This is a genomic window from Microbacterium pumilum (assembly GCF_039530225.1).
GTDB lineage: Bacteria > Actinomycetota > Actinomycetes > Actinomycetales > Microbacteriaceae > Microbacterium > Microbacterium pumilum.
Genome location: NZ_BAAAOH010000001.1, coordinates 3,528,818 through 3,554,697, shown reverse-complemented (window position 1 = coordinate 3,554,697; position 25,880 = coordinate 3,528,818). Strand labels below are relative to the sequence as shown.

At 68.4% G+C, this 25,880-nt stretch carries 23 protein-coding genes; 13 read left to right on the top strand and 10 right to left on the bottom strand.

From position 1 onward, the window contains the following. Positions 1-2 precede the first annotated feature (2 nt). The 3 genes from hutH to hutI all read left to right on the top strand — a co-directional run bounded on the left by hutH (position 3) and on the right by hutI (position 4,760). Positions 3-1,619: a histidine ammonia-lyase gene (gene hutH, locus ABD188_RS16020; protein ID WP_344064505.1), complete on the top strand. Its 1,617-nt coding sequence runs from the start codon at positions 3-5 to the stop codon at positions 1,617-1,619. 32 nt (positions 1,620-1,651) lie between these two features. Further along, positions 1,652-3,304: a urocanate hydratase gene (gene hutU / locus ABD188_RS16015; RefSeq protein WP_344064502.1), complete on the top strand. Its 1,653-nt coding sequence runs from the start codon at positions 1,652-1,654 to the stop codon at positions 3,302-3,304. A 151-nt stretch (positions 3,305-3,455) separates the two neighbouring features. Continuing rightward, a complete protein-coding gene (gene hutI / locus ABD188_RS16010) occupies positions 3,456-4,760 on the top strand; it encodes an imidazolonepropionase (protein WP_344067174.1) in 1,305 nt (434 codons plus the stop codon). 19 nt (positions 4,761-4,779) lie between these two features. Here hutI and ABD188_RS16005 read toward each other — a convergent pair whose 3' ends face one another. The 5 genes from ABD188_RS16005 to ABD188_RS15985 all read right to left on the bottom strand — a co-directional run bounded on the left by ABD188_RS16005 (position 4,780) and on the right by ABD188_RS15985 (position 9,124). Beyond that, on the bottom strand, positions 4,780-5,283 hold the full coding sequence (locus tag ABD188_RS16005) for a SixA phosphatase family protein (RefSeq protein ID WP_344064499.1): 504 nt from the start codon (positions 5,281-5,283) through the stop codon (positions 4,780-4,782). Beyond that, positions 5,280-6,173, bottom strand: coding sequence for an arginase family protein (locus ABD188_RS16000; RefSeq protein WP_344064497.1), 894 nt, complete (start codon positions 6,171-6,173; stop codon positions 5,280-5,282). Before ABD188_RS16000 ends, ABD188_RS16005 begins: the two co-directional genes overlap by 4 nt. Next, positions 6,173-6,514 carry a gamma-glutamylcyclotransferase family protein gene (locus ABD188_RS15995; RefSeq protein WP_344064495.1) on the bottom strand — a complete coding sequence of 114 codons (342 nt, stop codon included), beginning with the start codon at positions 6,512-6,514 and terminating at the stop codon, positions 6,173-6,175. Before ABD188_RS15995 ends, ABD188_RS16000 begins: the two co-directional genes overlap by 1 nt. 53 nt (positions 6,515-6,567) lie before the next feature. Further along, positions 6,568-7,839: a DUF445 domain-containing protein gene (locus tag ABD188_RS15990; RefSeq protein ID WP_344064493.1), complete on the bottom strand. Its 1,272-nt coding sequence runs from the start codon at positions 7,837-7,839 to the stop codon at positions 6,568-6,570. A gap of 163 nt (positions 7,840-8,002) precedes the next feature. Further along, a complete protein-coding gene (locus tag ABD188_RS15985) occupies positions 8,003-9,124 on the bottom strand; it encodes an acyl-CoA dehydrogenase family protein (protein ID WP_425561380.1) in 1,122 nt (373 codons plus the stop codon). Positions 9,125-9,307: 183 nt separating this feature from the next. Here ABD188_RS15985 and ABD188_RS15980 point away from each other — a divergent pair, with 183 nt between their 5' ends. Next, positions 9,308-10,306 carry a TIGR00341 family protein gene (locus tag ABD188_RS15980; protein WP_344064487.1) on the top strand — a complete coding sequence of 333 codons (999 nt, stop codon included), beginning with the start codon at positions 9,308-9,310 and terminating at the stop codon, positions 10,304-10,306. Positions 10,307-10,318: 12 nt separating this feature from the next. Here ABD188_RS15980 and ABD188_RS15975 read toward each other — a convergent pair whose 3' ends face one another. Continuing rightward, positions 10,319-11,080, bottom strand: a complete 762-nt coding sequence (locus tag ABD188_RS15975; RefSeq protein WP_344064484.1) for an alpha/beta fold hydrolase — start codon at positions 11,078-11,080, stop codon at positions 10,319-10,321. Between the two features lie 54 nt (positions 11,081-11,134). Here ABD188_RS15975 and ABD188_RS15970 point away from each other — a divergent pair, with 54 nt between their 5' ends. Then, a complete protein-coding gene (locus ABD188_RS15970) occupies positions 11,135-11,554 on the top strand; it encodes a pilus assembly protein CpaE (RefSeq protein WP_344064481.1) in 420 nt (139 codons plus the stop codon). A 41-nt stretch (positions 11,555-11,595) separates the two neighbouring features. Here the strand turns inward: ABD188_RS15970 and ABD188_RS15965 are convergent, their stop codons facing one another. After that, positions 11,596-12,483: an intradiol ring-cleavage dioxygenase gene (locus ABD188_RS15965; protein ID WP_344064479.1), complete on the bottom strand. Its 888-nt coding sequence runs from the start codon at positions 12,481-12,483 to the stop codon at positions 11,596-11,598. 77 nt (positions 12,484-12,560) lie between these two features. Then, entirely contained in the window at positions 12,561-13,766 is a 1,206-nt protein-coding gene (locus tag ABD188_RS15960) for an MFS transporter (protein WP_344064476.1), read from the bottom strand. A 382-nt stretch (positions 13,767-14,148) separates the two neighbouring features. Here ABD188_RS15960 and nrdH point away from each other — a divergent pair, with 382 nt between their 5' ends. The 5 genes from nrdH to ABD188_RS15935 all read left to right on the top strand — a co-directional run bounded on the left by nrdH (position 14,149) and on the right by ABD188_RS15935 (position 18,883). Further along, the gene (gene nrdH, locus ABD188_RS15955; protein WP_344064473.1) at positions 14,149-14,382 is read left to right on the top strand and encodes a glutaredoxin-like protein NrdH; all 234 of its coding nucleotides are present in this window, start codon (positions 14,149-14,151) and stop codon (positions 14,380-14,382) included. A gap of 33 nt (positions 14,383-14,415) precedes the next feature. Continuing rightward, positions 14,416-14,850 (top strand): class Ib ribonucleoside-diphosphate reductase assembly flavoprotein NrdI, encoded by a 435-nt coding sequence (gene nrdI, locus ABD188_RS15950; protein ID WP_344064470.1) that lies wholly within the window; start codon positions 14,416-14,418, stop codon positions 14,848-14,850. Then, entirely contained in the window at positions 14,832-16,988 is a 2,157-nt protein-coding gene (gene nrdE, locus ABD188_RS15945; RefSeq protein WP_344064467.1) for a class 1b ribonucleoside-diphosphate reductase subunit alpha, read from the top strand. The genes nrdI and nrdE overlap by 19 nt, the downstream gene beginning before the upstream one ends. Before the next feature lie 34 nt (positions 16,989-17,022). Further along, entirely contained in the window at positions 17,023-18,000 is a 978-nt protein-coding gene (gene nrdF, locus ABD188_RS15940; protein ID WP_344064463.1) for a class 1b ribonucleoside-diphosphate reductase subunit beta, read from the top strand. 157 nt (positions 18,001-18,157) lie between these two features. Next, on the top strand, positions 18,158-18,883 hold the full coding sequence (locus ABD188_RS15935; protein WP_344064461.1) for a hypothetical protein: 726 nt from the start codon (positions 18,158-18,160) through the stop codon (positions 18,881-18,883). Between the two features lie 7 nt (positions 18,884-18,890). On the opposite strand, the gene ABD188_RS15930 is transcribed toward ABD188_RS15935, so the two are convergent. Then, the gene (locus ABD188_RS15930; RefSeq protein ID WP_344064459.1) at positions 18,891-20,024 is read right to left on the bottom strand and encodes a class I SAM-dependent methyltransferase; all 1,134 of its coding nucleotides are present in this window, start codon (positions 20,022-20,024) and stop codon (positions 18,891-18,893) included. A gap of 40 nt (positions 20,025-20,064) precedes the next feature. Next, a complete protein-coding gene (locus ABD188_RS15925) occupies positions 20,065-20,778 on the bottom strand; it encodes a TetR/AcrR family transcriptional regulator C-terminal domain-containing protein (RefSeq protein WP_344064456.1) in 714 nt (237 codons plus the stop codon). A gap of 104 nt (positions 20,779-20,882) precedes the next feature. Between ABD188_RS15925 and ABD188_RS15920 the strand changes: the two genes are divergently transcribed. From ABD188_RS15920 to ABD188_RS15910, 3 genes are all read left to right on the top strand, one after another. Continuing rightward, the gene (locus ABD188_RS15920) at positions 20,883-21,914 is read left to right on the top strand and encodes an NAD(P)-dependent alcohol dehydrogenase (protein ID WP_344064453.1); all 1,032 of its coding nucleotides are present in this window, start codon (positions 20,883-20,885) and stop codon (positions 21,912-21,914) included. A 123-nt stretch (positions 21,915-22,037) separates the two neighbouring features. After that, positions 22,038-22,889 carry a hypothetical protein gene (locus ABD188_RS15915; protein WP_344064450.1) on the top strand — a complete coding sequence of 284 codons (852 nt, stop codon included), beginning with the start codon at positions 22,038-22,040 and terminating at the stop codon, positions 22,887-22,889. A 108-nt stretch (positions 22,890-22,997) separates the two neighbouring features. Continuing rightward, a complete protein-coding gene (locus ABD188_RS15910; protein ID WP_344064447.1) occupies positions 22,998-25,655 on the top strand; it encodes an ATP-dependent Clp protease ATP-binding subunit in 2,658 nt (885 codons plus the stop codon). Positions 25,656-25,880: the final 225 nt, after the last annotated feature.

Genomic DNA, 25,880 nt, shown 5'->3' with positions numbered 1-25,880 from the left:
GCATGACCACCGTCACCGAAACCCTGCGCTCCGTCGGCACCGTCGTCGTCGGGGCCGCGCCGCTGCGGCCCGAAGACGTCGTCGCCGTCGCACGCCACGACGCCCGCGTCGAGCTCGACCCTGCTGCAATGGTGCGCGTCGCGGCATCCCGCGCTCTGGTCGAGGGCCTCGCCGACGATCCCGAGCCGCACTACGGCATCTCCACCGGCTTCGGTGCGCTCGCGACCACGTTCATCGCGCCCGAACGCCGCCTGCAGCTGCAGGTCAGCCTCATCCGCTCGCACGCGGCGGGCACCGGCGCCGAGGTGGAGCGCGAGGTGGTGCGCGCGCTGCAGCTGCTCCGTCTGCAGACGCTCGCCACGGCGCACACCGGCGTGCGCCCGGTCGTGGTCGAGATGTACGCCGCGATGCTCAACGCCGGGATCACGCCGATCGTCCGCGAGTACGGCTCACTTGGCTGCTCTGGAGACCTCGCACCGCTCTCGCACGTGGCCCTTGCGGCGATGGGCGAGGGACGCGTGCGCGACGGCTCAGGCGCCGAGGTCGATGCCGCCGAGGCGTTGGCCGCGGCATCCCTCACCCCGCTCGAACTGCGCGAGAAGGAGGGCCTCGCGCTCATCAACGGCACCGACGGCATGCTCGGGATGCTGCTGCTCGCGCTGCACGACCTGTCCTTGCTGCTCGACACGGCCGATGTCGCGGCCGCACTCTCGATCGAGAGCCAGCTGGCGACGGATGCCGTCTTCGCGGCCGATCTCATGGCGCTGCGTCCCCAGGTCGGGCAGGCGGCATCCGCTGCGAATCTGCGCGCCTACCTCGCGGACTCGCCGATCATGGCCTCGCACCGAGAACCCGCGGTCTGCACCCGCGTGCAGGACGCGTACTCGCTGCGCTGCGCGCCGCAGGTGCACGGTGCGGCACGCGACACCGTCGATTACGCGCGGATGATCGCCTTCCGTGAGCTGTCTTCGGCCGTCGACAACCCCGTCATCACCGACGATGGCCGGGTCGAGTCGAACGGCAACTTCCACGGTGCGCCTATCGCGTATGTGCTCGACTTCCTCGCCATCGCGGTCGCGGATGTCGCGTCGATCTCGGAGCGACGCACCGATCGCGCCCTCGATCCCGCCCGCAGCCACGGGCTGCCGCCGTTCCTCGCCCACGAGGTGGGCGTCGACTCGGGCCTCATGATCGCGCAGTACGCGGCGGCGGGGATCGTGTCGGAGCTCAAGCGGCTCGCGGCGCCGGCATCCGTCGACTCGATCCCGTCCTCGGCGATGCAGGAGGATCACGTGTCGATGGGCTGGGCGGCCGCACGAAAGCTGCGGCGTGCGATCGACGGGCTCGCCCGGGTGCTCGCGATCGAGGTGCTCACCGGCGCCCGCGCCGTCGACCTGCGTTCGCCGCTCGAGCCCGGCCCCGCCACCGGTGCGGTGCGCGACCTCGTTCGCACCGTCGCGGATGGTCCCGGTGCCGACCGCTACCTCTCACCCGACATGGAGGCCGTGACCGAGCTCGTCCTCTCCGGCGCCGTCGTCGCCGCCGCAACCACCACAGCCTCGATTACGGACGCGACACGCCGCGCCGACGAAACGGAAGGCGGCGTGTCCCGTCCGTAACCGGAGGGGTGGACGCCGAGAAGGGATACATCATGCAGACTCAGACCCGGGTTGTCCGCGCCGCGCGCGGCGCCGAGCGCACCGCCAAGAGCTGGGGGGCCGAGGCCGCCAAGCGCATGCTCATGAACAACCTCGACCCCGAGGTCGCCGAGCACCCCGAAGACCTCGTCGTCTACGGCGGAACGGGCAAGGCCGCCCGCACGTGGGAGGCGTACGACGCGATCGTCCGCACCCTCGACGAGCTCGAGCCCGACGAGACGCTGCTCGTGCAGTCGGGCAAGCCGGTCGGCGTGTTCCGCACGCACGAGTGGGCGCCTCGAGTGCTGATCGCCAACTCGAACCTCGTCGGCGACTGGGCGACGTGGCCCGAGTTCCGGCGCCTCGAAGAGCTCGGCCTCACGATGTACGGCCAGATGACGGCCGGTTCGTGGATCTACATCGGCACGCAGGGCATCCTGCAGGGCACGTACGAGACGTTCGTCGCGGTCGCGCGAAGCCTCGGTCGTGAGGACCTCACCGGGACCCTGACCCTGACGGCAGGATGCGGCGGAATGGGCGGCGCGCAGCCGCTGGCCGTGACCATGAACGGCGGCGCGGTGCTGATCGTGGATGTCGACGAGTCGCGGCTCGCCCGCCGGGTCGAGCACGGCTACCTCGACGAGTACACGACCGACCTCGACGCTGCGATCGCGCGCGTCGTCGCCGCCAAGGATGCCGGCGAGGCGCTCTCGGTCGGGGTCGTCGGCAACGCCGCCGAGGTCTTCGGTGACCTGCTGCTCCGCGGCGTGCCGATCGACGTCGTCACCGACCAGACCAGCGCCCACGACCCGCTCGCGTATCTGCCGGTCGGCATCGCGTTCGAGGACTGGAAGGCCGAAGCGGACCGCGACCCGGAGGGATTCACCGCTCGCGCGCGCGGCAGCATGGCCAAGCACGTGGCCGCGATGGTCGGGTTCCAGGATGCCGGAGCCGAGGTGTTCGACTACGGCAACTCGATCCGCCGCGAGGCGCAGCTGGGCGGCTTCGAGCGGGCGTTCGAGTTCCCGGGATTCGTGCCTGCCTACATCCGCCCGCAGTTCGCCGAGGGGCGCGGTCCCTTCCGGTGGGTCGCCCTGTCGGGAGACCCCGAAGACATCCGCAAGACCGATGAGGCCGTCAAGGCGCTCTTCCCCGACAATGCGGGGCTCATCCGCTGGCTCGACAAAGCAGCCGACGCTGTGCACTTCGAAGGACTGCCCGCCCGCATCTGCTGGCTCGGGTACAAGGAGCGCCATCTCGCCGGGCTGAAGTTCAACGAGATGGTCGCCTCGGGCGAGCTCTCGGCGCCGATCGTGATCGGCCGCGACCACCTCGATTCGGGCTCGGTCGCGTCCCCCTACCGCGAGACCGAGGCCATGGCAGATGGCTCGGACGCCATCGCGGACTGGCCCCTGTTGAACGCACTGCTCAACACGTCGAGCGGCGCATCGTGGGTATCGATCCACCACGGCGGCGGCGTCGGCATCGGCCGCAGCATCCACGCCGGACAGGTCACCGTCGCGGACGGCACTGCCCTCGCGGCCGAGAAGCTCGAGCGAGTGCTCACCAACGACCCGGGAACCGGCGTCATGCGTCACGTCGACGCCGGCTACGACCGGGCGAAGGAGGTCGCGCGCGAGCGGGGCCTCAAGATTCCGATGCTGTGACACCCGACCCTCTTCCGGCAGCCCTCTCGGGCACCGGCGAGGCGCCGGTGGCGCGGCATCCATGTCCCGAAATCCACCGCTGCGCAGCCGGTCGAACGGTGGAAATCGGGACACGAGGCGGGAAGATCGGGACATGACCAAGGTGCGAGCGATGACCACCCTCATCACGAACATCGGCGAACTGACGACCAACGTCGCCGTCGCCGGAGACCCGTGCGGCACGCGCACCGAGGCCGCCGTGCTTGTCGAGGGCGGCCGGATCGCGTGGGTCGGTTCCGCGGCCGACGCCGAGAAGCGCCTTTCCGGACGAAACATCCCGCAGCGCGCGATGCCTGAGTCGAATGGCGGATTCGCGAGCCCACCGGCGCGACCCGCCACCGCGGATCCGCTTCCGGTCGTCGAGCAGGGAGCGGAGCGACGAGACGAAACGCGCCCAACCGACGTCACCGTCGTGGATGCCGGCGGCAAGGCCGTCATCCCCGGATTCGTCGACAGCCACACCCATATCGTCTTCGGCGGCGATCGCGCCGACGAGTTCGAGGCGCGGATGGCGGGCACACCGTATGCCGCGGGGGGAATACGCCGCACGGTCGCGGCGACGCGCGCAGCGAGCGACGACGAGCTGCGGCGGCGACTTGCCGGGTTCGTGGCTGAGCTGCGCGCTCAGGGCACGACCACGTTCGAGATCAAGACCGGATATGGGCTCACCGTCGAGGACGAGGCACGACTGGCGCGGCTCGCCGCAGAGGTGACGCCGGAGGTCACGTTCCTCGGCGCCCATGTCGTCCCGGCCGAGTTCGCCGATCGCCGCGACGACTACGTCGACCTGGTATGCGGCGAGATGATGCACGCTGTCGCCCCGCACAGCCGGTGGGTCGACGTGTTCTGCGAGCGAGGGGCGTTCGATCCGGGCGAGAGCCGCCGGGTGCTGACGGCGGGCATCGCGCACGGCCTTGAAGCCCGGGTGCACGGCAATCAGCTGGGCTCCGGCGACGGCGTGCAGCTGGCCGTCGCAGTGGGCGCGGCATCCGTCGATCACTGCACGTATCTCGACGACGCGGATGTCGCGGCCCTCGCCGGGTCGCACACAGTGGCGACGCTGCTGCCGGGCGTCGAATTCTCGACGCGTCAGCCGTACCCCGACGCTCGTCGCCTGCTCGATGCGGGCGTGACGGTGGCGATCGCGAGCGACTGCAACCCCGGCTCGAGCTTCACGAGCTCGATGCCCCTGATGATCGCGCTCGCGGTGCGCGAGATGGGCATGACGACCGCGGAGGCGGTGTGGGCCGCCACGGCGGGTGGCGCCACGGCGCTGCGACGCAATGACATCGGGGCCATCGCGCCCGGCAGACGCGCCGACCTCGTGCTCCTGGATGCGCCGACCCGCACGCACCTCGCCTACCGACCCGGAGTCCCGCTCATCGCGGCCGTCTGGAAGGACGGAATCGCGGGCTGAGCCACCCGTGCGCCGCGGATCACCGCGGTGAGTCGAACGTCCAATCCGTCGGCTCGATCGAGTCCACGACATCCCAGTCACGGGTGTCCCACTGGAAGGTCGCGACCGCGCACGTGGGCATGTGCTCGATGCGGCCCCCGGACAGACGTCCGGCGAGCACGCTCATGCCAGGGTCGTGGGCGACGAGCACGACGGAGAGAGCCCCGCTGCCTGCCGCTATCGCGAGCAGTGTGCTCGCGGATGCGCCGTACAGCTCGGGATCGAGTGTCACCGCGACCCCGAGTTCGGCTGCGAAGGCCTCTGCGGTCGTCCGTGCCCGCAGTGCCGTGCTCGAGAGGATGACGTCGGGCCGGAAGCCCGACTCGGTGAGTTCTCGCGCCATGCGTGGGGCATCCCGCAGTCCGCGTTCGCCCAGTGGGCGGTCGTGATCGTCGAGCGAGGAGTCGCCCCAGTCCGACTTGGCATGACGGATGAGGACGAGCCGGATCGAGGCGGGATCGGAGCGATCCGGTGTGGAGGTCATGTGCGCGCAGCCTTTCCGGCGAGGAGTTCGAGAACGCACAGTGCCGCGAGTCGCACGGTTCTGGCGTCGGGAGCGTCGGCGGTGGCGTCGACCTCGACGATGTCGGCGCTCGCCACGCGCGCGTCGCCGGCGAGAGCGCGCACGAGCGCTCTGAGCTCCCACGCAGCGAGTCCTCCGGGCACCGACGCGGGGCAACCCGGGGCGACCGAGCGGTCGCACACGTCCACGTCGATGTCGAGGTGTACCGATCCGTCCTCGGCGCCCGCGATGGCGAGCGCCGCGGCCGCCACCTCGGCGGCACCGCGGCGCCGGACCTCGTCGAGGGACACGACGGTGATGCCCCACTCCGCGGCGCGCTGCGCGTAGGCGACCGAGTTCGCGAAGTCGGCGATGCCGAGCTGCACGATCCGCCGCGGATCGAGCCCGTCTTCGACGAGCCTGCGCACCGGCGAGCCGTTCGAGACGCCGTCGCGCAGGTCGAAGTGCGCGTCGATCGTGATGAGCCCCTCAGCCGCCGCGCCCTGCGCGACCGCGTACGTCGCAGAGTTGTCGCCGCCGAGCGCGATCACGAGGTCGGCACGGCCCACGAGCTGCTGCACCAGAGCGCGGACGGATGCCTCGCCCGCGGGTCCATCGGGCTCCGGCACGTCGCCCGCATCGATGATCCGCAGCGCCTCGTTCAGGTCGACCGGCGGCGGCCCGAGCAGGGTGGGGCTGTAGCGCGCCAGCGCCTCGCGCACGGCAGCCGGCGTGGCGTGCGCGCCCGTGGGGGAGAGGGACGTGCGCCATGCGGGCACGCCCATGATCGCGGCATCCACCCGCCCGGCGACGGCTTCGGGGGCCGGCCAGCCGCCGGCCCGCGGCCAGAGAGGATCGTGGACGAGAGCCATCAGTCGGCCACGTACACCCAGGCAGATCGGCCGGAGGCGAGGACCACCGAAGCTCGGCGATAGATCGACACCTCGTACTCGTCCGAGGCGTCGAGTTCGTCCTCGGTCACCCGCAGCACCTTGCCGACGACCTTGTCGAGCTGGTTGCCGGTCGCTCGCACGATCGGATGGACCGAGGCCCCTGACAGGTCGATGATCCGCGCATCCTCGATCTCGGCGTAGTCCACCCTGTGGCCGGGGAGGACGTCATCCTCCGCCTCGACGACGCGCCCGAAGATCTCGAGCTGAACATCGGGATTCTGGAGGGTCCCGTAGCTGAAGAGGAGCGGGTCGGCGGCCACGGGTTCAGGCTATCCCTTCGCGGGCCCGCCGCTGGGGGCGACGTCACCGTCGGTCATCCGAGCAGCGCGTGAGCCAGCGAGAAGATGGCGAGTCCGGCGAGCGCGCCGACGATCGTGCCATTGAGGCGGATGTACTGCAGGTCGCGGCCCACCATCAGCTCGATCTTCTCCGTCGTTTCGGCGGGATCCCACCGCTCCACCGTGTCGGTGATGATCGAGGCGATGTCGCTGCGGTAGCGGTCGACGAGGAACACTGCGGCATCCGTCACCCAGGTGTCGACGCGATGCTGGAGCGCGGCATCCGTCGTCAGCCGGTCGCCGATCTCGGCGATCGCCGTGGCGGCGCGGCGACGCAGTCCGCTCTGCGGATCGGCGAGGGATGCGAGCAGCCCGGCCTTCGCGGTGTTCCAGGCCTCACCGGCGAGCTCACGCACGCGTGGGCTGTCGAAAAGCGTGACCTTCGCGTCCTCGAGACGACCGATGGTTGCCGGATCGTGCTGCAGATTGTCGGCGAGGCGTGAGAGGTAGCCATCGATCGCGATACGGGCAGGATGCTGCGGATCGGCCTGGACGGCCGCGATGAACTTCACCGCCTCGTTGTAGACGGTGTCGTCCACGAAGCGGTGCGCCACCGAGGGGACCCACGACGGCAGTCGCCGCGACACGAGCCCCGTGAAGGAGGAGTGGTTGGACTCGAGCCACGTCCCGATGCTGTCGATACCCATGTCGACGGCGCCGTGGTGCGCGCCCGACTCGATGATGCGATCGAGCCACCCACCGAGTGGGGGTCCCCAGTCGGGCGCGATGAGGTGCTCACGGGCGAGGTCTTCGATCACGTCCCGTACGTCGTCGTCGCTCAGCGCCTCGAGGATGCCCGACGCCATGACCGAGCCTTCGGCCGTGACCCGCTCGGCATGGACGGGCTCGCGCAGCCATTCGCCGAGCTTCGTCGCGATCGCCGTTCCTTCGAGCTTCGTGCGCACGACATCCCCGCGCAGGAACTCGGTCTCGACGAACTCGCCGAGGGTGCGGCCGATTTCGTCCTTGCGCCTCGGAATGATCGCGGTGTGAGGGATCGGGATGCCGAGCGGATGCCGGAAGAGGGCGGTGACGGCGAACCAGTCCGCCAGCGCGCCGACCATCGCGCCTTCGGCGGCGGCGCGTACATACACGAGCCAGGGGATCTGCTCTTCGAAGGCGAACGCGAAGGCGAAGACCGCAGCCGACAGCAGCAGCGCGCCGAGCGCGATGCCCTTCATGAGCTGCAGGCCGCGGCGGCGGTCCTGATCGGCCGAACTCAGCAGAGCCGTGGGGGTGCGCGCCATGCCGTCATCCTGTCACGCGCCGCCGAGAGCAGGCCGGTGTGGTGCCCAGATCAGGAGGATCGACCGATTCAGGACGATTCGGCCGGCATCGTCCTGACTTCGTCGATCGTCCTGATTTCGATAAGCCGGCAGAGGGCGGATGCCGCCGCGCCGCGCGCGCCGGTCAGTCCTGCACCGGGCCGAGCCAGGCGCTCGCGACCGTCGAGTGCGCGGACTCGGGGTCGGAGGGGTGGAACAGTCCCGCGAGCACGTCGCGGTAGAGCCTCGACAGCTCCGAGGCCGAGAAGTACGAGGACCCGCCCGCGACGAGCACGGCGTCGTCGACGACGCGCTTGGCCATGGTCACCGCGCGGTGCTTGATGCCCGCCAGGAGCGAGAACCACCGCGCGCCGTGGTCGGCGAGCGTGTCGACGTCGCGGCTCAGCGCCGCGAGCTCGGCCGGCAGCGCGTCGTACGCGAGTGCCATGTCGGCGATGCGCCAGCGGATGTCGGGGTCCTGGCTGTAGGCCTTGCCGGTCTTCTTCGACCGGCGTCGGCCGGCCGTCTCGACGGCCAGGTCGAGCGCGCGGCGGGCGATCCCGGTGTAGACGGATGCGAGCAGCAACTCGAACACGCTGAAGATGCCGAACACCATCGGGTCGGGATTCGGCCCGGGATCGATGCGGCGCACGACGCGATCCGGTGGTGCGAGGGCTCCGTGCAGCTCCGTGGTGCGCGATTGCGTGCCGCGCATCCCGAGCGTGTCCCAGTCGTCGCGGGTCACGACCGCATCCGATCGAGGCACGAACGCGTAGACGAGCTTCGGTGCGTCGGCGGATGTCGCATCCAGGCCGTGGAGGCCCAGCTGCGTCCACACCGGAGCGAGCGAGGTGAAGATCTTCGTCCCCGTGAACGCGTAGGCGCCGTCCGGCTGGGGCGCGGCATCCGTTTCGCTGCCGAACAGCACGAGATCGTTGCCCGCCTCGCTGATGCCGAAGGCGAACACCTCGCCGGCCACCGCGCCCTCCTGCACGAACCGCAGCGCGTCGACGCCTCGGTCGGAGAGCACCTTTGCCACGCCGGTCCACACCAGGTGCATGTTCACCGCCAGCGCGGTCGCGGGGGCAGCGCCGGCGAGCCGCTGCTGCAGAACGGATGCCTCCGCCATACCCAGTCCGCCGCCGCCGAGCTCGACGGGCACCAGGATCGACAGGTAGCCGGCGGCCTTCAGCTCGGCGAGGTCCTGGTCGGGGAAGGTGTTCTCGCGGTCATGGATCGCAGCCCGTTCGCGGAACCTCTCCAGCATCTCGTCGGGGAGGTGTGCGGCGGGTTCGAAGTCGGTCACCGACCCATTCTCGCGCCGCTCGGGGCGGGGTCGGCGCGGATGTCCGTTCGGCAGCGTCGCGAACTGCCGATCGCGTCGCGTCGGCTCGATGAGGAAGGGCGTGGGCCGTGCCACGATGGGCGCAGACCGCCGCAAGGAGCAAACATGTCGCGTTTCACTCAGACGCTCATCCCGCCCGCACAGCGACAGCCGGTCGAGGCACTCAACGATGCGCTCGACCTGAGCTACGGCGACGCGCTGAGCAAGCGCACCGGCTTCCTCATCATGCTGACGCTGGCGGGCACGATCGCGATCGCGGGCGTGCTCACCGACTCGACCGCCACGGTGATCGGCGCCATGATCATCGCCCCGCTCGGCACCCCGATCCTCGGCATCGCGCTGGGGATCGTGACCGGCCACCTCAGTCTCGTGATCCGCTCGATCCTGTGGGTGCTGAGCGGGCTCGTCATCGTCGTGGTCCTGGGCCTCTTCTTCACGATCTTCGTCTCGACCCCCGAGAGCCTCGAGACGAACTCGCAGGTGATCGGCCGGACGTCGCCGAGCCTCATGGATCTGGTCGCGGCCCTGGCGACGGGATTCGCCGGCGGCTTCGCCATGTCGCGCAAGGATCTGAGCGCCGTCCTGCCCGGTGTCGCGATCGCGATATCGCTCGTGCCGCCTCTCGGGGTCGTAGGGGTGTGCGCGGGTCAGGGTCTCTGGCAGGACGCGTTCGGCGCCCTCATCCTGTTCCTCTCGAACGTGGTCGCTCTCGTCATCGCGGGAACCATCGTGTTCACGATGGGCGGCTACGCCCGCGACCCCAGTTCCTCGCCCGACGCGAACCGCCGCCGCGCCTACACGATCGTCACGGTGCTCGCGATCGTCGTCGCCGTCCCGCTCGCGGCCAACTCGATCGCCTCGGTCGCGATCGCCCGGTGGTCGGTGACGATCCAGCAGGTCACGAGCAACTGGCTGAAGGACGAGAAGGGCGCGCGCGTGTACGACGTCAACTGGAGCGGGCTGTCCGCGACGGTGGAGCTCACCACGGATGACGGATCGGTTCCCCCGATCGACGACCTCAGGGACGCCCTTTCGACGGCCATCCCGAGTTACGTCGGCGTCACCGTCGACGTCGGTCAGGGCGTCGAGCACGTCGTCCAGTGAGCGTCAGTCCGTTCAGTCTCCGATGATCCGCAGGAACTCCGCGACCGTCTCCTCAGGACGATCACGATGCGGAGAGTGGCCGGCGCCCGCGACGAACGAGTAGCCGATCGCCGGATTCGCGGCGCGAAGTCCCGCCAGCCGCTCACCCCAGTAGATGCTGTAGACATCGGGGTCGGATCCGAGGATGTGCATCGGCACCGTGACGGATGCCGCGGCATCCGTCACGTCCCACGGCGTGTTCTGCGAGCTGGTCTGCTCGACCGCCCAGCGGCTCGCCTGGTGTGCGGAAAGCGATTTGAGCTCGATGTCGTGCTCGTGCCAGTTCGGGTGAGCGCTGCGCACCGCCTCCTTGCTGGGGTCGGCGAAGGACTCCTCCTGACTGGCGCGGACGATCTCGAGGTCGCGCGGCGTCGGCCGGATGGCGGGATCGACCAGGATGAGGCGGCGTGCCCACTCGGGGTGCTCCGCCGCCGCGACGACGGATGCGGCGCCGCCGAGCGAATGGCCCACGACGAGGTCCCACGCGCCGCGGGCTGCGGCCAAGGTCGCCGACAGGTCGGCCGCGTACGCCGCAACCCGGTAGTCGAGCGTACGAGGAGCGACGCCGTGGCCGCGCAGGTCGACGGCATCCGCCTGCCAGCCGGCATTCGCGATGGCGACTCCGAACCGCCACATGAGGGCGCCGTTCGACCCGAGCCCGTGGACGAGCAGCGCGCGACGCGACGAGGCGGGATCGCCCCACGACAGGCGGGGGAGGGTGACGGGAGCGGGCACCCTCCCAGCCTAGGAGCGGCCCGGAACCCCCGCATCCAGGCGAAGATGGTTGGCATGATCTCGACGGAACTGGCAGTCGCACTCAAAGAGGCGGGGCTCATCTGGCACCCGCGGTCGGGCGACCGATTCCAGCTCGACGAGCCGGAGTTCGAGGCCGACGTGTTCACGGTCAGCGAGATGACGATCGAGCCGCGCGAGTATCCGACCGGGCGCATCCTGGCGTTCAACGGCACCACCGAGTGGGCGCTGGACTCCGTCGCCCAGGAGGACGCGCTGTGGCTGCCGCACGAGCATCAGCTGCGCGAGCTGCTGCGGGGCGCGTTCCGGTCGCTGCGACGACTCGACGACACGCACCAGGTCGAGCTCGCGTGGGGCTCGGGGACCGATCACGAGGAGGTGCTGACCTTCGAGCATCCCGAACCGGCCGACGCGTACGCCCTCGCCGTACTGGAGCTGCTGCGCCGCATCGCCTGAGTGATGGGCGGCAGAGCGCCGCGCGGTCGGATCATCGGAGCTCACACGCCGATCGTGAGCGATGCGGTGTAGCCGTCGGCGACCGAGCCGGCGATCGTCGCGATCTGGTGGATGCCGCCGTCATCGCTGAAGACGTTGTCGCTCTGCAGCGACACGCTCCCGGCGTTCTGCACGCTCCGCTCATAGCCGCTGGTCGCGTACACCGCGGTGTTCGCCTCGGCGGGGAGCGCGATCTGCGAGGTCTTCACGATCGGGCCGGACGCGACGGCGTTCGCGACATCGTCGTACACCTCGAAGTGGATGTGCGGCCAGCGCCCGGAGTAGCAGGCGGGGTAGACGGAGGTGAAGGTCACGGTGCCGTTCGCATCGGTCTCCTGCACACCGCGCAGGTAGTTCTCGTTCTCGACCCCCTGGCTGTAGAGCGAGTAGTCGCCGTCGCGGTCGCAGTGCCACAGATACACGCCGCGGCCGGCCAGCGCCTCGCCGGTTGCGGCATCCCGGACCGTCAGCGAGATCGTGAGCCGCACGCCCTCGGCCACCGTCGTCGACGAGCCGAAGCTCGAGCGGATGTCGGCACGCACGATGCCGGAATCGTCGAGCACGTTCACTCCGTTCGATCCATCGCCGGGGTACGGGCCACCCGTCTCGTCGGGCACCTCGGTCACGGGTTCGGATGCCTGACCCTTAGCGCTCGGGGAGGCGCTCGGCGTGGCGGTTGCCGAGGCAGCGGGTGACGCCGCGTCCGTGGTGGTCGCGGCATCCGTCGGCTGCGCGCCGCAGGCGGCGAGCAGACTCGTGAGTGCCACGCCGCCGAAGATGCCGAGCGCACGGCGTCGGTCGATCAGGGTCTGCACGTCGTACACGAGGCCGCGATGGTCCTCGTCGATGGGGGTGCCGTTCTCATCGAGCCAGCGATTGTCGTCGGTCATGGTCCGATCAAAGCGCGCCATCCTATGCAATGGCTATGGACGGCCCCAGCGGCGCATCAGATCGCCGCGTCTCCGGGTCAGGTGATCTGCGGCACGGGCTCCGTGTCGGGAATCGGGCTCGGATCGCGTCGGCGAAGATCCGGGAATCCGCGCACGAAGACGATGGCGACCAGGAGTCCGACGGCTGCGAATCCGGTTGCCGCCACGTACGCGCCCTGCGGGCCGACGCCGTCGATGAGGAACCCTGCGATCGACGAGCCGGCGGCCGCGCCGATCAGCTGTCCGGTGGCGACCCAGCCGAAGGCCTCGGCCGTGTCGCTGAATTTGACGCTGGCCGAAGTCATGGCGAAGAGCACCGCGAGGGCGGGGGCGATGCCGATTCCCGCCAGGACGAGCGTCCCGCCGAGCCACCACACCTGCAGCGACAGCATCGTGAGCGAGAGGCCGATGGTGACGATGGCGAGTCTTCGAGCCATCGCCCACGGTCCGATGGGGATGTGCCCGAACGACAGGCCACCGGCAAGGCTGCCGACGGAGAAGAGCGCGAGGACGATGCCTGCCTCGAGTCCGCCATGCCCGAACGTCGAGACCACTCCGGCCTCGACCGCCGCGCACGCCCCGATGAGGAGGAACCCGATGACCGTCGCGAGCAGCACCGGCGGCTTCGTCAGCACCTTGCCGAGGCTGCGCCGGCTGCGCGGGATGCGGACGCGCCCGACCTCCGGCGACAGGATGAACCACGCGCCACCGCCGGCGAGCACGACGACGATGAGCAGGAGCGCCTGGACCGTGCCGACCTGCGTGGCGACGAGCGTGATGACCACGGGGGCGACGATCCAGATGATCTCCTGCAGCGACGCGTCGAGCGAGAAGAGCGGCGTGAGCATGCGCGCGCTCACCAGCTTGGGATAGATCGTGCGGGCGGCGGACTGGATCGGCGGCGTCGAGAGGCCGATCACGAGGCCGAGCGCCATGTACACGGGAACCGGCATCTCAACGAGCGCGAGAGTCGTGATCGCCAGTGCGCACACCACGAGAGTGATCGTCAGCACCCGGCGCATGCCCCAGATCCCCATCCAGCGACTGGTGACCGGGCCCGCGATGGCCTGGCCGATCGAGGTGGCGGCCAGGACCAGCCCGGCGGCGCCGTACGACCCCGTGACGTGCTCGATGTACAGCAGGACCGCGAGGCTGATCATGCCGTTGGGGAAGCGAGCGGTCAGCTGTGCTGCGATGATGCGCCCGACCCCGGGGGTGCGCAGAACGTCCCGATAGCCGGCCATCCGTCCACGGTATCGCCAACCGTCACCACGGCGAGGGCGCCGGTGCCACAGCGGCTGCTCGACACGCCGACACGCCCAGGTCGACATTCCACAGGGCGATCGGATGTCGGACCCTCTCCATAGCGTGATGCCTGTGGATGGATGTGGCTGCGGCATCCGATTCCGGCGTGTTCCAGGCCTTTTCCCGGCCTTGGAAAACTCGCTCGCCTGTGGATGAAACGGTGGACAACCTGTGTTGTATCTGAGGAGAGCAGTGGAAAACTACACGGATGTAACTACTATCCCTTGTGGTGCTATCCAATGTCGGTACCCATATGTAGTATTGGACTCCCGGTGGGGGGCCTACCGGTAAGAACTTCGGATGTGAGGGGGACTGATCGAAATGACGATCACTGTCTACACAAAGCCCGCGTGCGTTCAGTGCACCGCGACCTACCGCGCGCTGGACTCGAAAGGCATCGATTACGAGGTGCACGACCTCTCCGAGGACCCGGCTGCCCTCGAGCAGGTCAGGGCGCTGGGCTACCTCCAGGCGCCGGTCGTCATCACGGATGAGGACCACTGGTCGGGCTTCCGTCCCGACAAGATCGACGAGCTCGCTTCGCGACTCGCGTAGCCCTTCGACGGAGCTCAGGGACCGGGGTGAACCGTGACCGCGGTCGCAACTCAGGCACCGCTGCTGGTGTACTTCTCGAGCATCTCGGGCAACACCGCCCGTTTCATCGAGAAGCTGGGACTGCGAGCAGCGCGGATCCCGCTTCATGCCACGGATGCCGCCCTCACCGTCGATGAGCCGTTCGTCCTCGTCACCCCCACGTACGGCGGAGGCCAGGGTCGCGGTGAGGAGAAGGGTGCGGTCCCCAAGCAGGTGATCCGGTTCCTCAACGAAGAGCGAAATCGGGCCCTCATCCGCGGAGTCATCTCCGCAGGAAACACGAATTTCGGCGAGCACTTCTGTATCGCCGGCGAGATCATCAGCCGCAAGTGCAACGTGCCGCACCTGTACCGGCTAGAAGTATTCGGCACGCCAGAAGACGTGGATCGCGTGAGCGACGGATTGGAACGATGGTGGAAGCTGCAGTAAGCGAGAAGGACTTCAAGACCGAGGCGCGGTTCGAGGGGATGGACTACCACTCCCTCAACGCGATGCTGAACCTGTACGACGCGGACGGCAGGATCCAGTTCGATGCCGACAAGCGCGCAGCTCGCGAGTACTTCCTCCAGCACGTGAATCTCAACACGGTGTTCTTCCACTCGCTCAAGGAGCGTCTCGACTACCTCGTCGAGAAGGAGTACTACGAACCCGCGGTGCTCGCGAAGTACCCGTTCGAGTTCATCCAGAAGATCAACGACCTCGCCTACGGCAAGAAGTTCCGCTTCGACACCTTCCTCGGCGCGTTCAAGTACTACACGAGCTACACGCTCAAGACCTTCGACGGCAAGCGGTACCTCGAGCGCTTCGAGGACCGCGTCGTCATGACGGCGCTCGGACTCGCCGACGGCGACCAGGCGCTCGCGATCGAGCTGGTGGAGGAGATCATCTCCGGCCGCTTCCAGCCCGCGACCCCGACCTTCCTCAACACGGGCAAGGCCCAGCGCGGTGAGCTCGTCTCGTGCTTCCTGCTGCGCATCGAAGACAACATGGAGTCGATCTCGCGCGGCATCAACTCGTCGCTGCAGCTCTCCAAGCGCGGCGGCGGCGTTGCGCTCCTCCTGTCGAACATCCGCGAGTCGGGTGCGCCGATCAAGCAGATCGAGAACCAGTCCAGCGGGATCATCCCCGTGATGAAGCTGCTCGAGGACAGCTTCAGCTACGCCAACCAGCTCGGTGCCCGTCAGGGCGCCGGCGCGGTGTACCTCTCAGCGCACCACCCCGACATCCTGCGCTTCCTCGACACCAAGCGCGAGAACGCCGACGAGAAGATCCGCATCAAGACCCTGTCGCTCGGTGTCGTCATCCCCGACATCACGTTCGAGCTCGCGAAGAACGGCGAAGACATGTACCTCTTCTCGCCCTACGACGTCGAGCGCGTATACGGCGTGCCCTTCGGCGACATCTCGGTGACCGAGAAGTACCGCGAGATGGTGGATGACGCCCGCATCAAGAAGACGAAGATCAACGCCCGCGAGTTCTTCCAGACGCTCGCCGAGATCCAGTTCGAGTCGGGCTACCCGTACATCATGTTCGAAGACACCGTGAACAAGGCGAACCCGATCAAGGGCCGCATCAACATGTCGAACCTCTGCTCCGAGATCCTGCAGGTGAACACGCCGACGACGTACAACGAGGACCTCTCCTATAAGGAGATCGGCAAGGACATCTCGTGCAACCTCGGCTCGATGAACATCGCGCTGGCGATGGATGGCGGCGACCTCGGCACCACCGTCGAGACGGCCATCCGGGCCCTCAGCGCCGTCAGCGAGCAGAGCCACATCTCGTCGGTCCGTTCAATCGAGGACGGCAACGACCGCTCGCACGCGATCGGCCTCGGGCAGATGAACCTGCACGGCTACCTCGCCCGCGAGCACGTCCACTACGGGTCTGAAGAGGGTCTCGACTTCACGAACATCTACTTCTACACCGTGCTGTTCCACGCGCTGCGCGCATCGAACAACCTCGCGAAGGAGCGCGGCGAGGCCTTCGACGGATTCGCCGACTCCACGTACGCGTCGGGAGAGTTCTTCGACAAGTACATCGAGCAGGCATGGGAGCCGCAGACCGAGAAGGTGAAGGAGCTGTTCGCCGGCATCCCGATCCCGACCCAGGCAGACTGGACGGCGCTGCGCGCCAGCATCCAGGAGCACGGCATCTACAACCAGAACCTGCAGGCGGTGCCGCCGACCGGCTCGATCTCCTACATCAACAACTCGACGTCGTCGATCCACCCGATCGCGTCGAAGATCGAGATCCGCAAGGAAGGCAAGCTCGGCCGCGTCTACTACCCGGCGCCGTTCATGACGAACGAGAACCTGGAGTACTACCAGGACGCGTACGAGATCGGCTACGAGAAGGTCATCGACACGTACGCCGCTGCCACGCAGCACGTCGACCAGGGCCTGTCGCTGACGCTGTTCTTCAAGGACACCGCCACCACCCGCGACATCAACAAGGCGCAGATCTACGCATGGCGCAAGGGCATCAAGACGATCTACTACATCCGCCTGCGGCAGATGGCCCTCGAGGGCACGGATATGTCCGAGTGCGTCTCGTGCATGTTGTGACCCCCGCCGGCCCCGCGAACAACCGAGGAATCTCATGACCCCCGAGAAGCTCAAGCTCATCGATCACGTCCAGGCGATCAACTGGAACCGCATCCAGGACGACAAGGACGTCGAGGTGTGGAACCGTCTCGTCAACAACTTCTGGCTGCCCGAGAAGATCCCGCTGTCCAACGACATCCAGTCGTGGAACACTCTGACGCCCGACGAGCAGCTCTTGACGATGCGCGTGTTCACCGGACTCACGCTGCTCGACACGATCCAGGGGACCGTGGGAGCCGTGTCGCTCATCCCCGACGCGATCACGCCGCACGAAGAGGCCGTCTACACGAACATCGCATTCATGGAGTCGGTGCACGCGAAGTCGTACTCCTCGATCTTCTCAACGCTGTGCTCCACGAAGGAGATCGACGAGGCCTTCCGCTGGTCGGTCGAGAACCCGAACCTTCAGAAGAAGGCTCAAATCGTCATGGAGTACTACCAGGGCGACAACCCGCTCAAGCGCAAGGTCGCCTCGACCCTGCTCGAGAGCTTCCTGTTCTACTCGGGGTTCTACCTGCCGATGCACTGGTCTAGCCGAGCGAAGCTCACGAACACCGCCGACTTGATCCGCCTCATCATCCGCGACGAGGCCGTGCACGGCTACTACATCGGCTACAAGTTCCAGAAGGGACTGGAGCGGGTCAGCGAGACCGAGCGCAACGACATCAAGGACTACACGTTCTCGCTGCTGTACGAGCTCTACGACAACGAGATCCAGTACACGCAGGACCTCTACGACGGCGTCGGCCTGACCGAGGACGTCAAGAAGTTCCTGCACTACAACGCCAACAAGGCGCTGATGAACCTGGGCTACGAGGCGATGTTCCCCGCCACCGTCACGAACGTGAACCCGGCGATCCTGTCCGCGCTCTCGCCGAACGCCGACGAGAACCACGACTTCTTCTCGGGCTCAGGCTCGTCCTACGTGATCGGCAAGGCCGAGGCGACCGAAGACGAGGACTGGGACTTCTGATCAGCACGTAGCGCCGCCACCGTTGCCGCCGGCACAGCAACCCTCCAGCAGGTACCAGATCATCCGGCCAGGGTGATTGCCGCGTGCGAGGTGCACCGTAGGCTTTCGGCGAAATCGCCCGTGTATGCGGTGCGGTGCATGCCGGAAGGAAGTCCCCATGAGCACTGGCCAGAACGACCAGACCCCGCCGATCACCCGTGCACCGGCGCCCGTCGATGCCCCGAAGCCGCCGACGTCAGGCGTGAGCCGTGGGGCGCTCATCTGGATCGGTGTCGCCGTCGTCCTCCTCTCGTTCGTCGCGGCATTCCTCGGCTCATGGCTTGCGCGATCGGCCGGCAACGAGGCGGCGGCCGAGCCCACGCCATCCGCCGTGGAGACACCCGCTGCAACTCCGAGCGAGACCGCTCCGCCCGACTACGAAGCCATCGTCGAGGACCTCCTGCCGGCTGGATCGGCCGTGCGGGCGGGGACGGGGGCGCCGGAGTCCGGCAAGGGCTACGAGGGCGACGTCTACATCGATCGCTCGAACGCGGACGTGTACGTCTTCCAGGGAGACGACTGGGTCTGGGTCGGCAACATCAAGGCCAATGCCGCCGAGAATCTGACCGGCGAGACCGGCCCCGCCGGCACGCCCGGGGCTCCCGGCGAACCGGGCGCACCCGGCACGGCGGGCACGCAGGTCCTTCTCGGCGTCGGTGCACCCGACGACGAGACGTGTCAGACCGACGGAGATGTGTACATCGACACCGAGGTCAACCAGTATTACCAGTGCAGCGGTGGCGCCTGGACCCTGTTCGGGCCGACGCCGGTCCCGGACAACAGCCTCCCCACGCCCGAGCCGACCGATGACTCGGACGGCGAGGACTCGGGCACCGACGGCTGAGCGCGGCTCACCCCTTCACCGAAGCAGTCACGGTGAACTTCGCGTTGCGCGCGACCTGACGGGTGGGGCCGACGAGCCGCTCGAGGGCCGGGCGGTAGAAGAGGGTCGAGTTCCACACGGTCCATAGTTCCCCGCCGGGCCGCAGCACACGGGCTGCGTCGGCGAAGAGGCGCGGCGCGATTCCCTCGTGGATGGCGCCGCCGAGGTGGAACGGCGGGTTGAGTGCGATGAGCGTCGCGCTCGCGTCGGGCACGAGTGACAGTGCATCATCCCGCTCCACGGTGATCCGATCGCCCACCCCGTTGGCCTCGACGGTCGCCCGCGCCGACGCCACGGCGGCCGCGGACTGGTCGGTTGCGTAGACCCGCAGCTCAGGATGCCGGCGAGCAAGCCATGCCGCGACGACTCCGCTTCCGCACGCCATGTCGACCACGGCGTCGTCTGACGGGATGTCGACGGGCAGGCTCTCGAGCAGCAGCCGGGTGCCGATGTCGATGGACGTGCCCGCGAACGTCTCGCCGAAGGCGCACACCACGAGCCCGTCGTGGACGGCCCGCCGCGGCTGTGGATCGCAGCCGTCGTGCGGGCCGCGGGCGATCAGCACGCGCGACTTCTGCCGGGCGTGGCTCACGTCGACAGTGTCGAAATGCTCGCGGAGCACATCGTTCATCGCGAGGGTCATGTGCTTGAGCCGGCCACCCGCGTACACCTCGACATCCGGTGACGCATGAGCGGCGATCAAGCCCGCGGTTTCCCGCAGCGCTTCGAGCGACCGGGGGAGCCGCATGACCACGACGCCGGCGCCTCCCACCAGCTCGGCCGAGAGCGGCAGCGAGCGGCACGTGCCGGCAAGGCCGACGCGCTCGGCGTTCGCGGCCAACGCCTGCTCGCCCGTGAGCGGATCCTGATGGACCCGGATGTCGAGGGCAGCCGCATCCGTCCCTCGCTCCACGGCGGCTGCTGCCGCACCCAGCGTCAGGGCGCCGTATCCGTCGCCGATGACCACGAGCTTCGACTCGCCCACCCCGGCTCTAGCAACGGCGGATTCATCCAAGATCAGCCGATCGGCGGCATCGATCGCCGGCAGGTCAGGACTCTCGATGTCGGGCCATCGCCGGATCGCGTCGAGCGAGAAGCTCACGTCAATGCTCCATGGTCACCAGAGAGCAAGGGTTCACGCATCAGCGGGTGTCCGTCTCGGCGCCGCGCCGTGCGATGCCGTCGAGCAGGATGTCCAGGCCGAACTCGAACTCGGTCTGATCGTCGCACCAGCCGAGCGTCGACTCCGGATCGTCGTGCACGACATCGTCGAGCATCGCCGCCAGGTTCGGCACGAACGCCCGCATCTGCGTCAGGTCATCGCCAGTCGGCGTGGCGGCCCCGCTGTCCATCGTCAGCTCCTGCGAGAAGCCGTACATCCGGCTGCCGAGCGCGTGCAGCGAATGGTGGATGAGGTCGAACGAAAGGCCGCCGGCGCGCATGATGCCCACGATCCCGTCGATGTAGCGCGCCATCGTCGGGCCGAGCACCGAGCGCGACTCCATCACGCTCGGCACCCAGCGATGCCGCAGCAGTACGCGACGCGCGCCGAGGATCCGGGCGCGCAGTGCGCTCTGCCACGCATCCACCGACTCCGCGCCGACGTCGGTCCTATGTGCGAAGCCGCCGACCTCCGCCTCGACCTCGCCGAACACGAGCTCGACGAGGCCATCGAGGATCGCATCCTTGTTGGGCAGGTGGTAGTAGATCGACATGGCCTCGACGCCGAGATCGTCGGCGAGACGGCGCATCGTGAGCGCGTCCAGCCCGTCGTCGTCGGCGATGGCAGACGCCGCCGACAGCACGCGGTCCTTCGTGAGGGGAGCGCGTTCGGCCGCCTTGCGCGAAACCGTCATCGACCCACCTCCTTCGATCACCGTACAACGTCAGGCTGGCGATGGACAAAGCGAGGATCTCAGAGTACCTTACGGTGTAATACTTACAGAGTAAGGGGATTGCGATGACTCGAGACACGATGGGGTCAGCCACCACCGTCACCATGATGACCGCCGCTGTGGCCCGCCGGTTCGGGCCACCGCAGGTCGTGGCCGTCGAGCGCGTTCCCAGGCCGGTGCCGGCGCACGACGAGGTGCTCATACGCCTGCGTGCCTCGACCGTGAGCATCGCAGACCACCGCCTGCGCGCGAAGGATCTGCCGAGGGGACTCGGGTTGCTGGCCGTCGTCGCCCTCGGGGTCTTCCGCCCGCGGCACGCCATCCTCGGGATGGACGGCGCCGGCGTGATCGAGGCTGTCGGCGCCGACGTCACGGGATTCACGCCGGGCGACGAGGTCATCGTGATGCAGGGACCCCGCATGGGCTGCCATGCGGAATACGTCACCGTCAAGGCGAACGGCTGCATCGCACCCAAGCCAGCGGGCATGTCGTTCGAGGATGCCGCCGCCCTGGTGTTCGGCGGCTATACCGCGATCTCCTTCCTCGACCGTGTCGAGCTCGGGCCGGGGACCGACATCCTCGTGAACGGCGCCTCGGGTGCGGTGGGGACTGCCGTGGTGCAGCTGGCGTCGCAGGCAGGCGCCCGCGTGACCGGGGTGTGCAGCCAGGGCAACGCCGATCTCGTCCGTTCCCTCGGCGCGCACCGCGTCATCGACTATGCGACGGAGGACTTCGCGGCCGGCGACGAGCGATACGACGTCATCGTCGAGTGCGTCGGCAACGCACCCTTCAGTCGCAGCCGCCGCGTGATGAAGCCCGGCGCGGCTCTGCTGCTCGTGATCTCGGACCTGCCGGGCATGCTGGGCGAGCGCATCCAGTCGCGGCGCAGCGGAAAGCTCGTCACGCATACCGGCTCGATGTTCGGCGCGCCGGTCATGGCCGAGATCGTGCGGCACGCCGAGGCGGGCGACCTTCGACCGGTGGTCGATCGGACGTACGACCTCGCCGATATCGTCGAGGCTCACCGCTACGTCGACACCGGCAGAAAGCGGGGCAGTGTCGTGGTGCGGATCGGTGGGGAATCAGCCGGAGACTGACCGTGGCGTCCGGACGTGGCACGACACGCGGCCCGGGTGCAGCGAGCGGATGCCGGCGTCGCGGGATGATCGGTCTCGGAAGGGCTCATCGCGGACGCCCTCCAAGAGAGCGACGGTGTCGACATGCAGCTCGCCAGCACGTCCACCCAGCGGACGTACCGCTACGTCCGGCTCGGAATCATCGGTGCTGTCGCGGCGATCTTCGTCTCGCTCATCGCGATCGGCACGACGTACGGCTGGCCCACGTCGATCAGCGCCCTCTACTACACGCCCGGGCGCACTGTGTTCGTCGGCGCCCTCTTCGCCGTCACGCTGGGCCTGTTGGCGCTCTCGGGTCACAGTCTGGAGCAGGGCCTGCTCGACCTCGCGGCGGTCGTCGGTCCACTCATCGCGATCGTGCCCACGGTGATCGCCGAGGGTGATGTTCCCGGTCTCACCGGTGCGTGCCCCGACACAGCACCCTGCGTTCCCGTCGAGTATCTGCCCGACATCGCGAACGGCATGGTGACCTTCGCCGTGATCGGGGGTGCGGGCGTGGTGCTCGCGGTGGTCCTCGCCATAGTTCAGAAGACGGTTTCGAAGGGCCTCCTCGCCGTCATCGCGATCGCTGCCGCGATCATCCTCGGCGCGACCCTGTGGTGGGCCATGAGTCCGGAGAGCTTCGTGCCATGGGCGCACGTGGTCGCGACCGGAACCTTCCTGGGCCTGATGGCGGTCGTTTCGGTCGCGGCCGCTGCCGGAGCGGGCGGCACGAGCTTCCGGGCGCTGTACCTCGTCTTCGCGGTGCTGTTCACCCTCAGCCTGTTCTTCGTGGCTGCGGTGTCGGTGTTGAATCTGGTCGGAGCGGATCCGGTCGGGGAGACCGGCGTCCCACTCATCCTGGTCGGCGAGTGCGCCGCGCTGGGACTTTTCGCGATGTTCTGGCTGGCTCAGACGGCGCAGAAATGGGATGAGGTCGACCCCTCGATCATCTGAATCGACGGATGCGGGAATATCGGCGGATCCCCAGGGTTTGAACTTGATACGACTCTGCTCAAGTTTGTAAAATTGACAGATTTAGACTCAAGTTTCCTTGGAGATGGAATGCCCGAAGACTTCACCCCGCCGAGCGGCTCCGACGACAGCGGCAGCACGTTCGACGAGTTCCTCGCCCGCTACATGGCGGGTGAGCGTGCGCGTGCGGAGCGGTCGATCGACCTCAGCCGCTTCCTGAGCGCGCGGACGCAGGACGTGCTGCAGCGCGCCGGACGCTTCGCACTCGAACGCGGACAGCGGGAGCTTGACGCGCTGCACCTGTTGCGCGTCCTCGTCGCCGAGGACCCCGCGAAGGAGGCCGTGCAGCGTATCGGTGGCGATGCGGGCGCGATCCTCAGCGCGACCGAGGAGCGTCTGCCCGCGGCATCCGCCCCCGCAGACGTCGACGGCGCCGTGGTCACCCCGTCGGTGCAGCGCGCGCTCTTCCACGCCTTCCAGGTGGCGCGCTCGGCGGGCTCGACGTACGTCGACCCCGAGCACCTGTTCTTCGCCCTGGTCCTCGCGCAGGACACGCCGGCGGGGCAGGTGCTGGCACACGCCGGGGTCACCGCAGAGGCGCTGACTCAGGGCATGCGCGAGACGGTCACGCCGGGCGCCGCGACACAGAGCGACGGTCGAACGGATGCCGCGGCATCCGACACCCCCATGCTCGACACGTACGGCACAGACCTGACCGCTCGCGCTCGGGCCGGTGAGCTGGATCCGGTCATCGGCCGCGCCGATGAGATCGAGCAGACGATCGAGATCCTGAGCCGCCGGACGAAGAACAACCCGGTGCTGGTCGGTGAGGCGGGCGTCGGCAAGACGGCCATCGTCGAAGGTCTCGCCTCCGCGATCGTCGCGGGTGCGGTTCCCGAGCAGTTGCGAGACAAGCGAGTGATAGCCCTCGACCTGCCTGCAATGCTCGCTGGCACGCGCTACCGCGGAGACTTCGAGGAGCGCCTCACCAAGACAATGGATGAGGTCGCCGCCCGCAAGGCGGAGCTGATCGTCTTCATCGACGAGGTGCACACCGTCGTCGGCGCCGGTGGCGGCGGCGAGGGTGCCATGGACGCCGGCAACATCCTCAAGCCGCGCCTGGCGCGCGGTGATCTGCACCTGGTGGGTGCGACCACGCTCAAGGAATACCGAGTGGTGGAGAAGGATCCTGCTCTCGAGCGGCGATTCCAGCCGGTGAAGGTCGGCGAGCCGTCCGTCGAGGACGCAGTGCTGATCCTGCGCGGACTCCGACCCGCCTACGAGGCGCACCACGGTATCACCTATACGGATGACGCGCTCCGCGCCGCCGTGGAGCTCGGCGATCGGTACCTCACCGAGCGCGTGCTGCCCGACAAGGCCATCGACCTGATCGACCAGGCCGGAGCCCGCCTGCGGCTTCGCCTGGGTGTCAAGGTCGACGTCAGCGCGCTTGTGGAGCGCCTCGCGACCCTCGAGGCCGACAAGAACGCGGCGGTCTCGCACGAGCACTACGAAGAGGCCTCCCGCATCCGTGACCAGATCGCAGAGGTGCAGGCGCGTCTCGACGAGGCGACCTCGCGCCCTTCGACAAGCTCAGGGACCGCGGCAAGCTCAGGGACCGCGGCAAGCTCAGGGACCGCGGCAAGCTCAGGGACCGCGGCAAGCTCAGGGACCGCGGCAAGCTCAGGGACCGCGGCCGTGGTCGATGACGTGCAGATCGCGGCTGTCATCAGCCGGGCCACGGGCATCCCCGTCAATCGTCTGACCGCGGGCGAGCGGGATCGCCTCGCCTCGCTGGAGGACGAGTTGCACGGGCGTGTGATCGGTCAGGATGACGCCGTCACAGCCGTCGCCAAGGCGGTGCGGCGTAACCGCACCGGCATGGGCGATGCGAACCGTCCGGTGGGGTCGTTCCTCTTCCTCGGCCCGACGGGCGTCGGCAAGACCGAGCTGGCCAAGGCGCTGGCCGCCTCGCTGTTCGATGACGAGACCGCCGTTGTCCGGTTCGACATGAGCGAGTTCGGCGAGCGTCACACCGTGTCGCGCCTCATCGGCGCCCCTCCGGGCTACGTCGGCTACGACGAGGCCGGCCAGCTCACCGAGCGCGTACGCCGCAATCCGTACTCGATCGTGCTGTTCGACGAGATCGAGAAGGCTCACCCCGACGTCTTCAACCTGCTCCTGCAGGTACTCGACGACGGGCGGCTGACCGACGGCCAGGGGCGCACCGTCGACTTCCGAAACGCCGTCGTCGTCATGACCTCGAACATCGGCAGCGAGTTCCTCGCGTCACGCGCAGGAGCGATCGGCTTCATCGCGGACGGCGGCGGCCCGACGGGCTTCGGGTCCGAGAAGGATCTGCGCGACCGTGTCATGGGCAAGCTGCGCGAGGCGATGCGGCCCGAGTTCCTCAACCGCATCGACGATGTCGTGCTCTTCCGCAAGCTCGACAAGCCGCAGCTTCGCGAGATCGTCTCGCTGCTGCTGCGCGCGACCGAGAGGCGCCTCGGCGCCCGCGAGGTCACGATCGACGTGACGGAGGCCGCGATCGACTGGCTCGCCGAGAACGGATACGAGCCCGAGTACGGTGCCCGACCGCTGCGCCGGCTCATCCAGAGCCAGGTGGACGATCGCATCGCCGAGCTCTTCGTCAGCGGGGCGCTCGTCGACGGCGGAGCCGTGACGGTGGATGCCGCATCCGGCGCGCTCGTCGTAGCGGTCGCCGCGACGGTGCCTGCCGCAGCCTGACCTCCGATCGTGCAAGACCCCCGCGGGATATCCTGCGGGGGTCTTGGCATGATCCGGGCGCGCCGGCACGAGACGTCGTTCCCTCGTCGGAGCGTCAGCGGTACCATCCTCATCAGATGGCCCGCCGATCAGACTGGGGAAGCGGTGAAGGCACGTCGGAGAGTATGGTCGCGTCGCCAGGCGCCGCCCCTGGGGATCATCGGCGTGCTCGCGGCCGTGTCGATC

Bases quoted from the DNA above. Each gene is read 5' to 3' on its own strand.
- hutH (WP_344064505.1), top strand. From the start codon at position 3: ATGACCACCGTCACCGAAACCCTGCGCTCCGTCGGCACCGTCGTCGTC.
- hutU (WP_344064502.1), top strand. From the start codon at position 1,652: ATGCAGACTCAGACCCGGGTTGTCCGCGCCGCGCGCGGCGCCGAGCGC.
- hutI (WP_344067174.1), top strand. From the start codon at position 3,456: ATGACCACCCTCATCACGAACATCGGCGAACTGACGACCAACGTCGCC.
- ABD188_RS16005 (WP_344064499.1), bottom strand. From the start codon at position 5,283: ATGACCTCCACACCGGATCGCTCCGATCCCGCCTCGATCCGGCTCGTC.
- ABD188_RS16000 (WP_344064497.1), bottom strand. From the start codon at position 6,173: ATGGCTCTCGTCCACGATCCTCTCTGGCCGCGGGCCGGCGGCTGGCCG.
- ABD188_RS15990 (WP_344064493.1), bottom strand. From the start codon at position 7,839: ATGGCGCGCACCCCCACGGCTCTGCTGAGTTCGGCCGATCAGGACCGC.
- ABD188_RS15985 (WP_425561380.1), bottom strand. From the start codon at position 9,124: ATGCTGGAGAGGTTCCGCGAACGGGCTGCGATCCATGACCGCGAGAAC.
- ABD188_RS15980 (WP_344064487.1), top strand. From the start codon at position 9,308: ATGTCGCGTTTCACTCAGACGCTCATCCCGCCCGCACAGCGACAGCCG.
- ABD188_RS15970 (WP_344064481.1), top strand. From the start codon at position 11,135: ATGATCTCGACGGAACTGGCAGTCGCACTCAAAGAGGCGGGGCTCATC.
- ABD188_RS15965 (WP_344064479.1), bottom strand. From the start codon at position 12,483: ATGACCGACGACAATCGCTGGCTCGATGAGAACGGCACCCCCATCGAC.
- ABD188_RS15960 (WP_344064476.1), bottom strand. From the start codon at position 13,766: ATGGCCGGCTATCGGGACGTTCTGCGCACCCCCGGGGTCGGGCGCATC.
- nrdH (WP_344064473.1), top strand. From the start codon at position 14,149: ATGACGATCACTGTCTACACAAAGCCCGCGTGCGTTCAGTGCACCGCG.
- nrdE (WP_344064467.1), top strand. From the start codon at position 14,832: ATGGTGGAAGCTGCAGTAAGCGAGAAGGACTTCAAGACCGAGGCGCGG.
- nrdF (WP_344064463.1), top strand. From the start codon at position 17,023: ATGACCCCCGAGAAGCTCAAGCTCATCGATCACGTCCAGGCGATCAAC.
- ABD188_RS15935 (WP_344064461.1), top strand. From the start codon at position 18,158: ATGAGCACTGGCCAGAACGACCAGACCCCGCCGATCACCCGTGCACCG.
- ABD188_RS15925 (WP_344064456.1), bottom strand. From the start codon at position 20,778: ATGACGGTTTCGCGCAAGGCGGCCGAACGCGCTCCCCTCACGAAGGAC.
- ABD188_RS15920 (WP_344064453.1), top strand. From the start codon at position 20,883: ATGACTCGAGACACGATGGGGTCAGCCACCACCGTCACCATGATGACC.
- ABD188_RS15915 (WP_344064450.1), top strand. From the start codon at position 22,038: ATGCAGCTCGCCAGCACGTCCACCCAGCGGACGTACCGCTACGTCCGG.
- ABD188_RS15910 (WP_344064447.1), top strand. From the start codon at position 22,998: ATGCCCGAAGACTTCACCCCGCCGAGCGGCTCCGACGACAGCGGCAGC.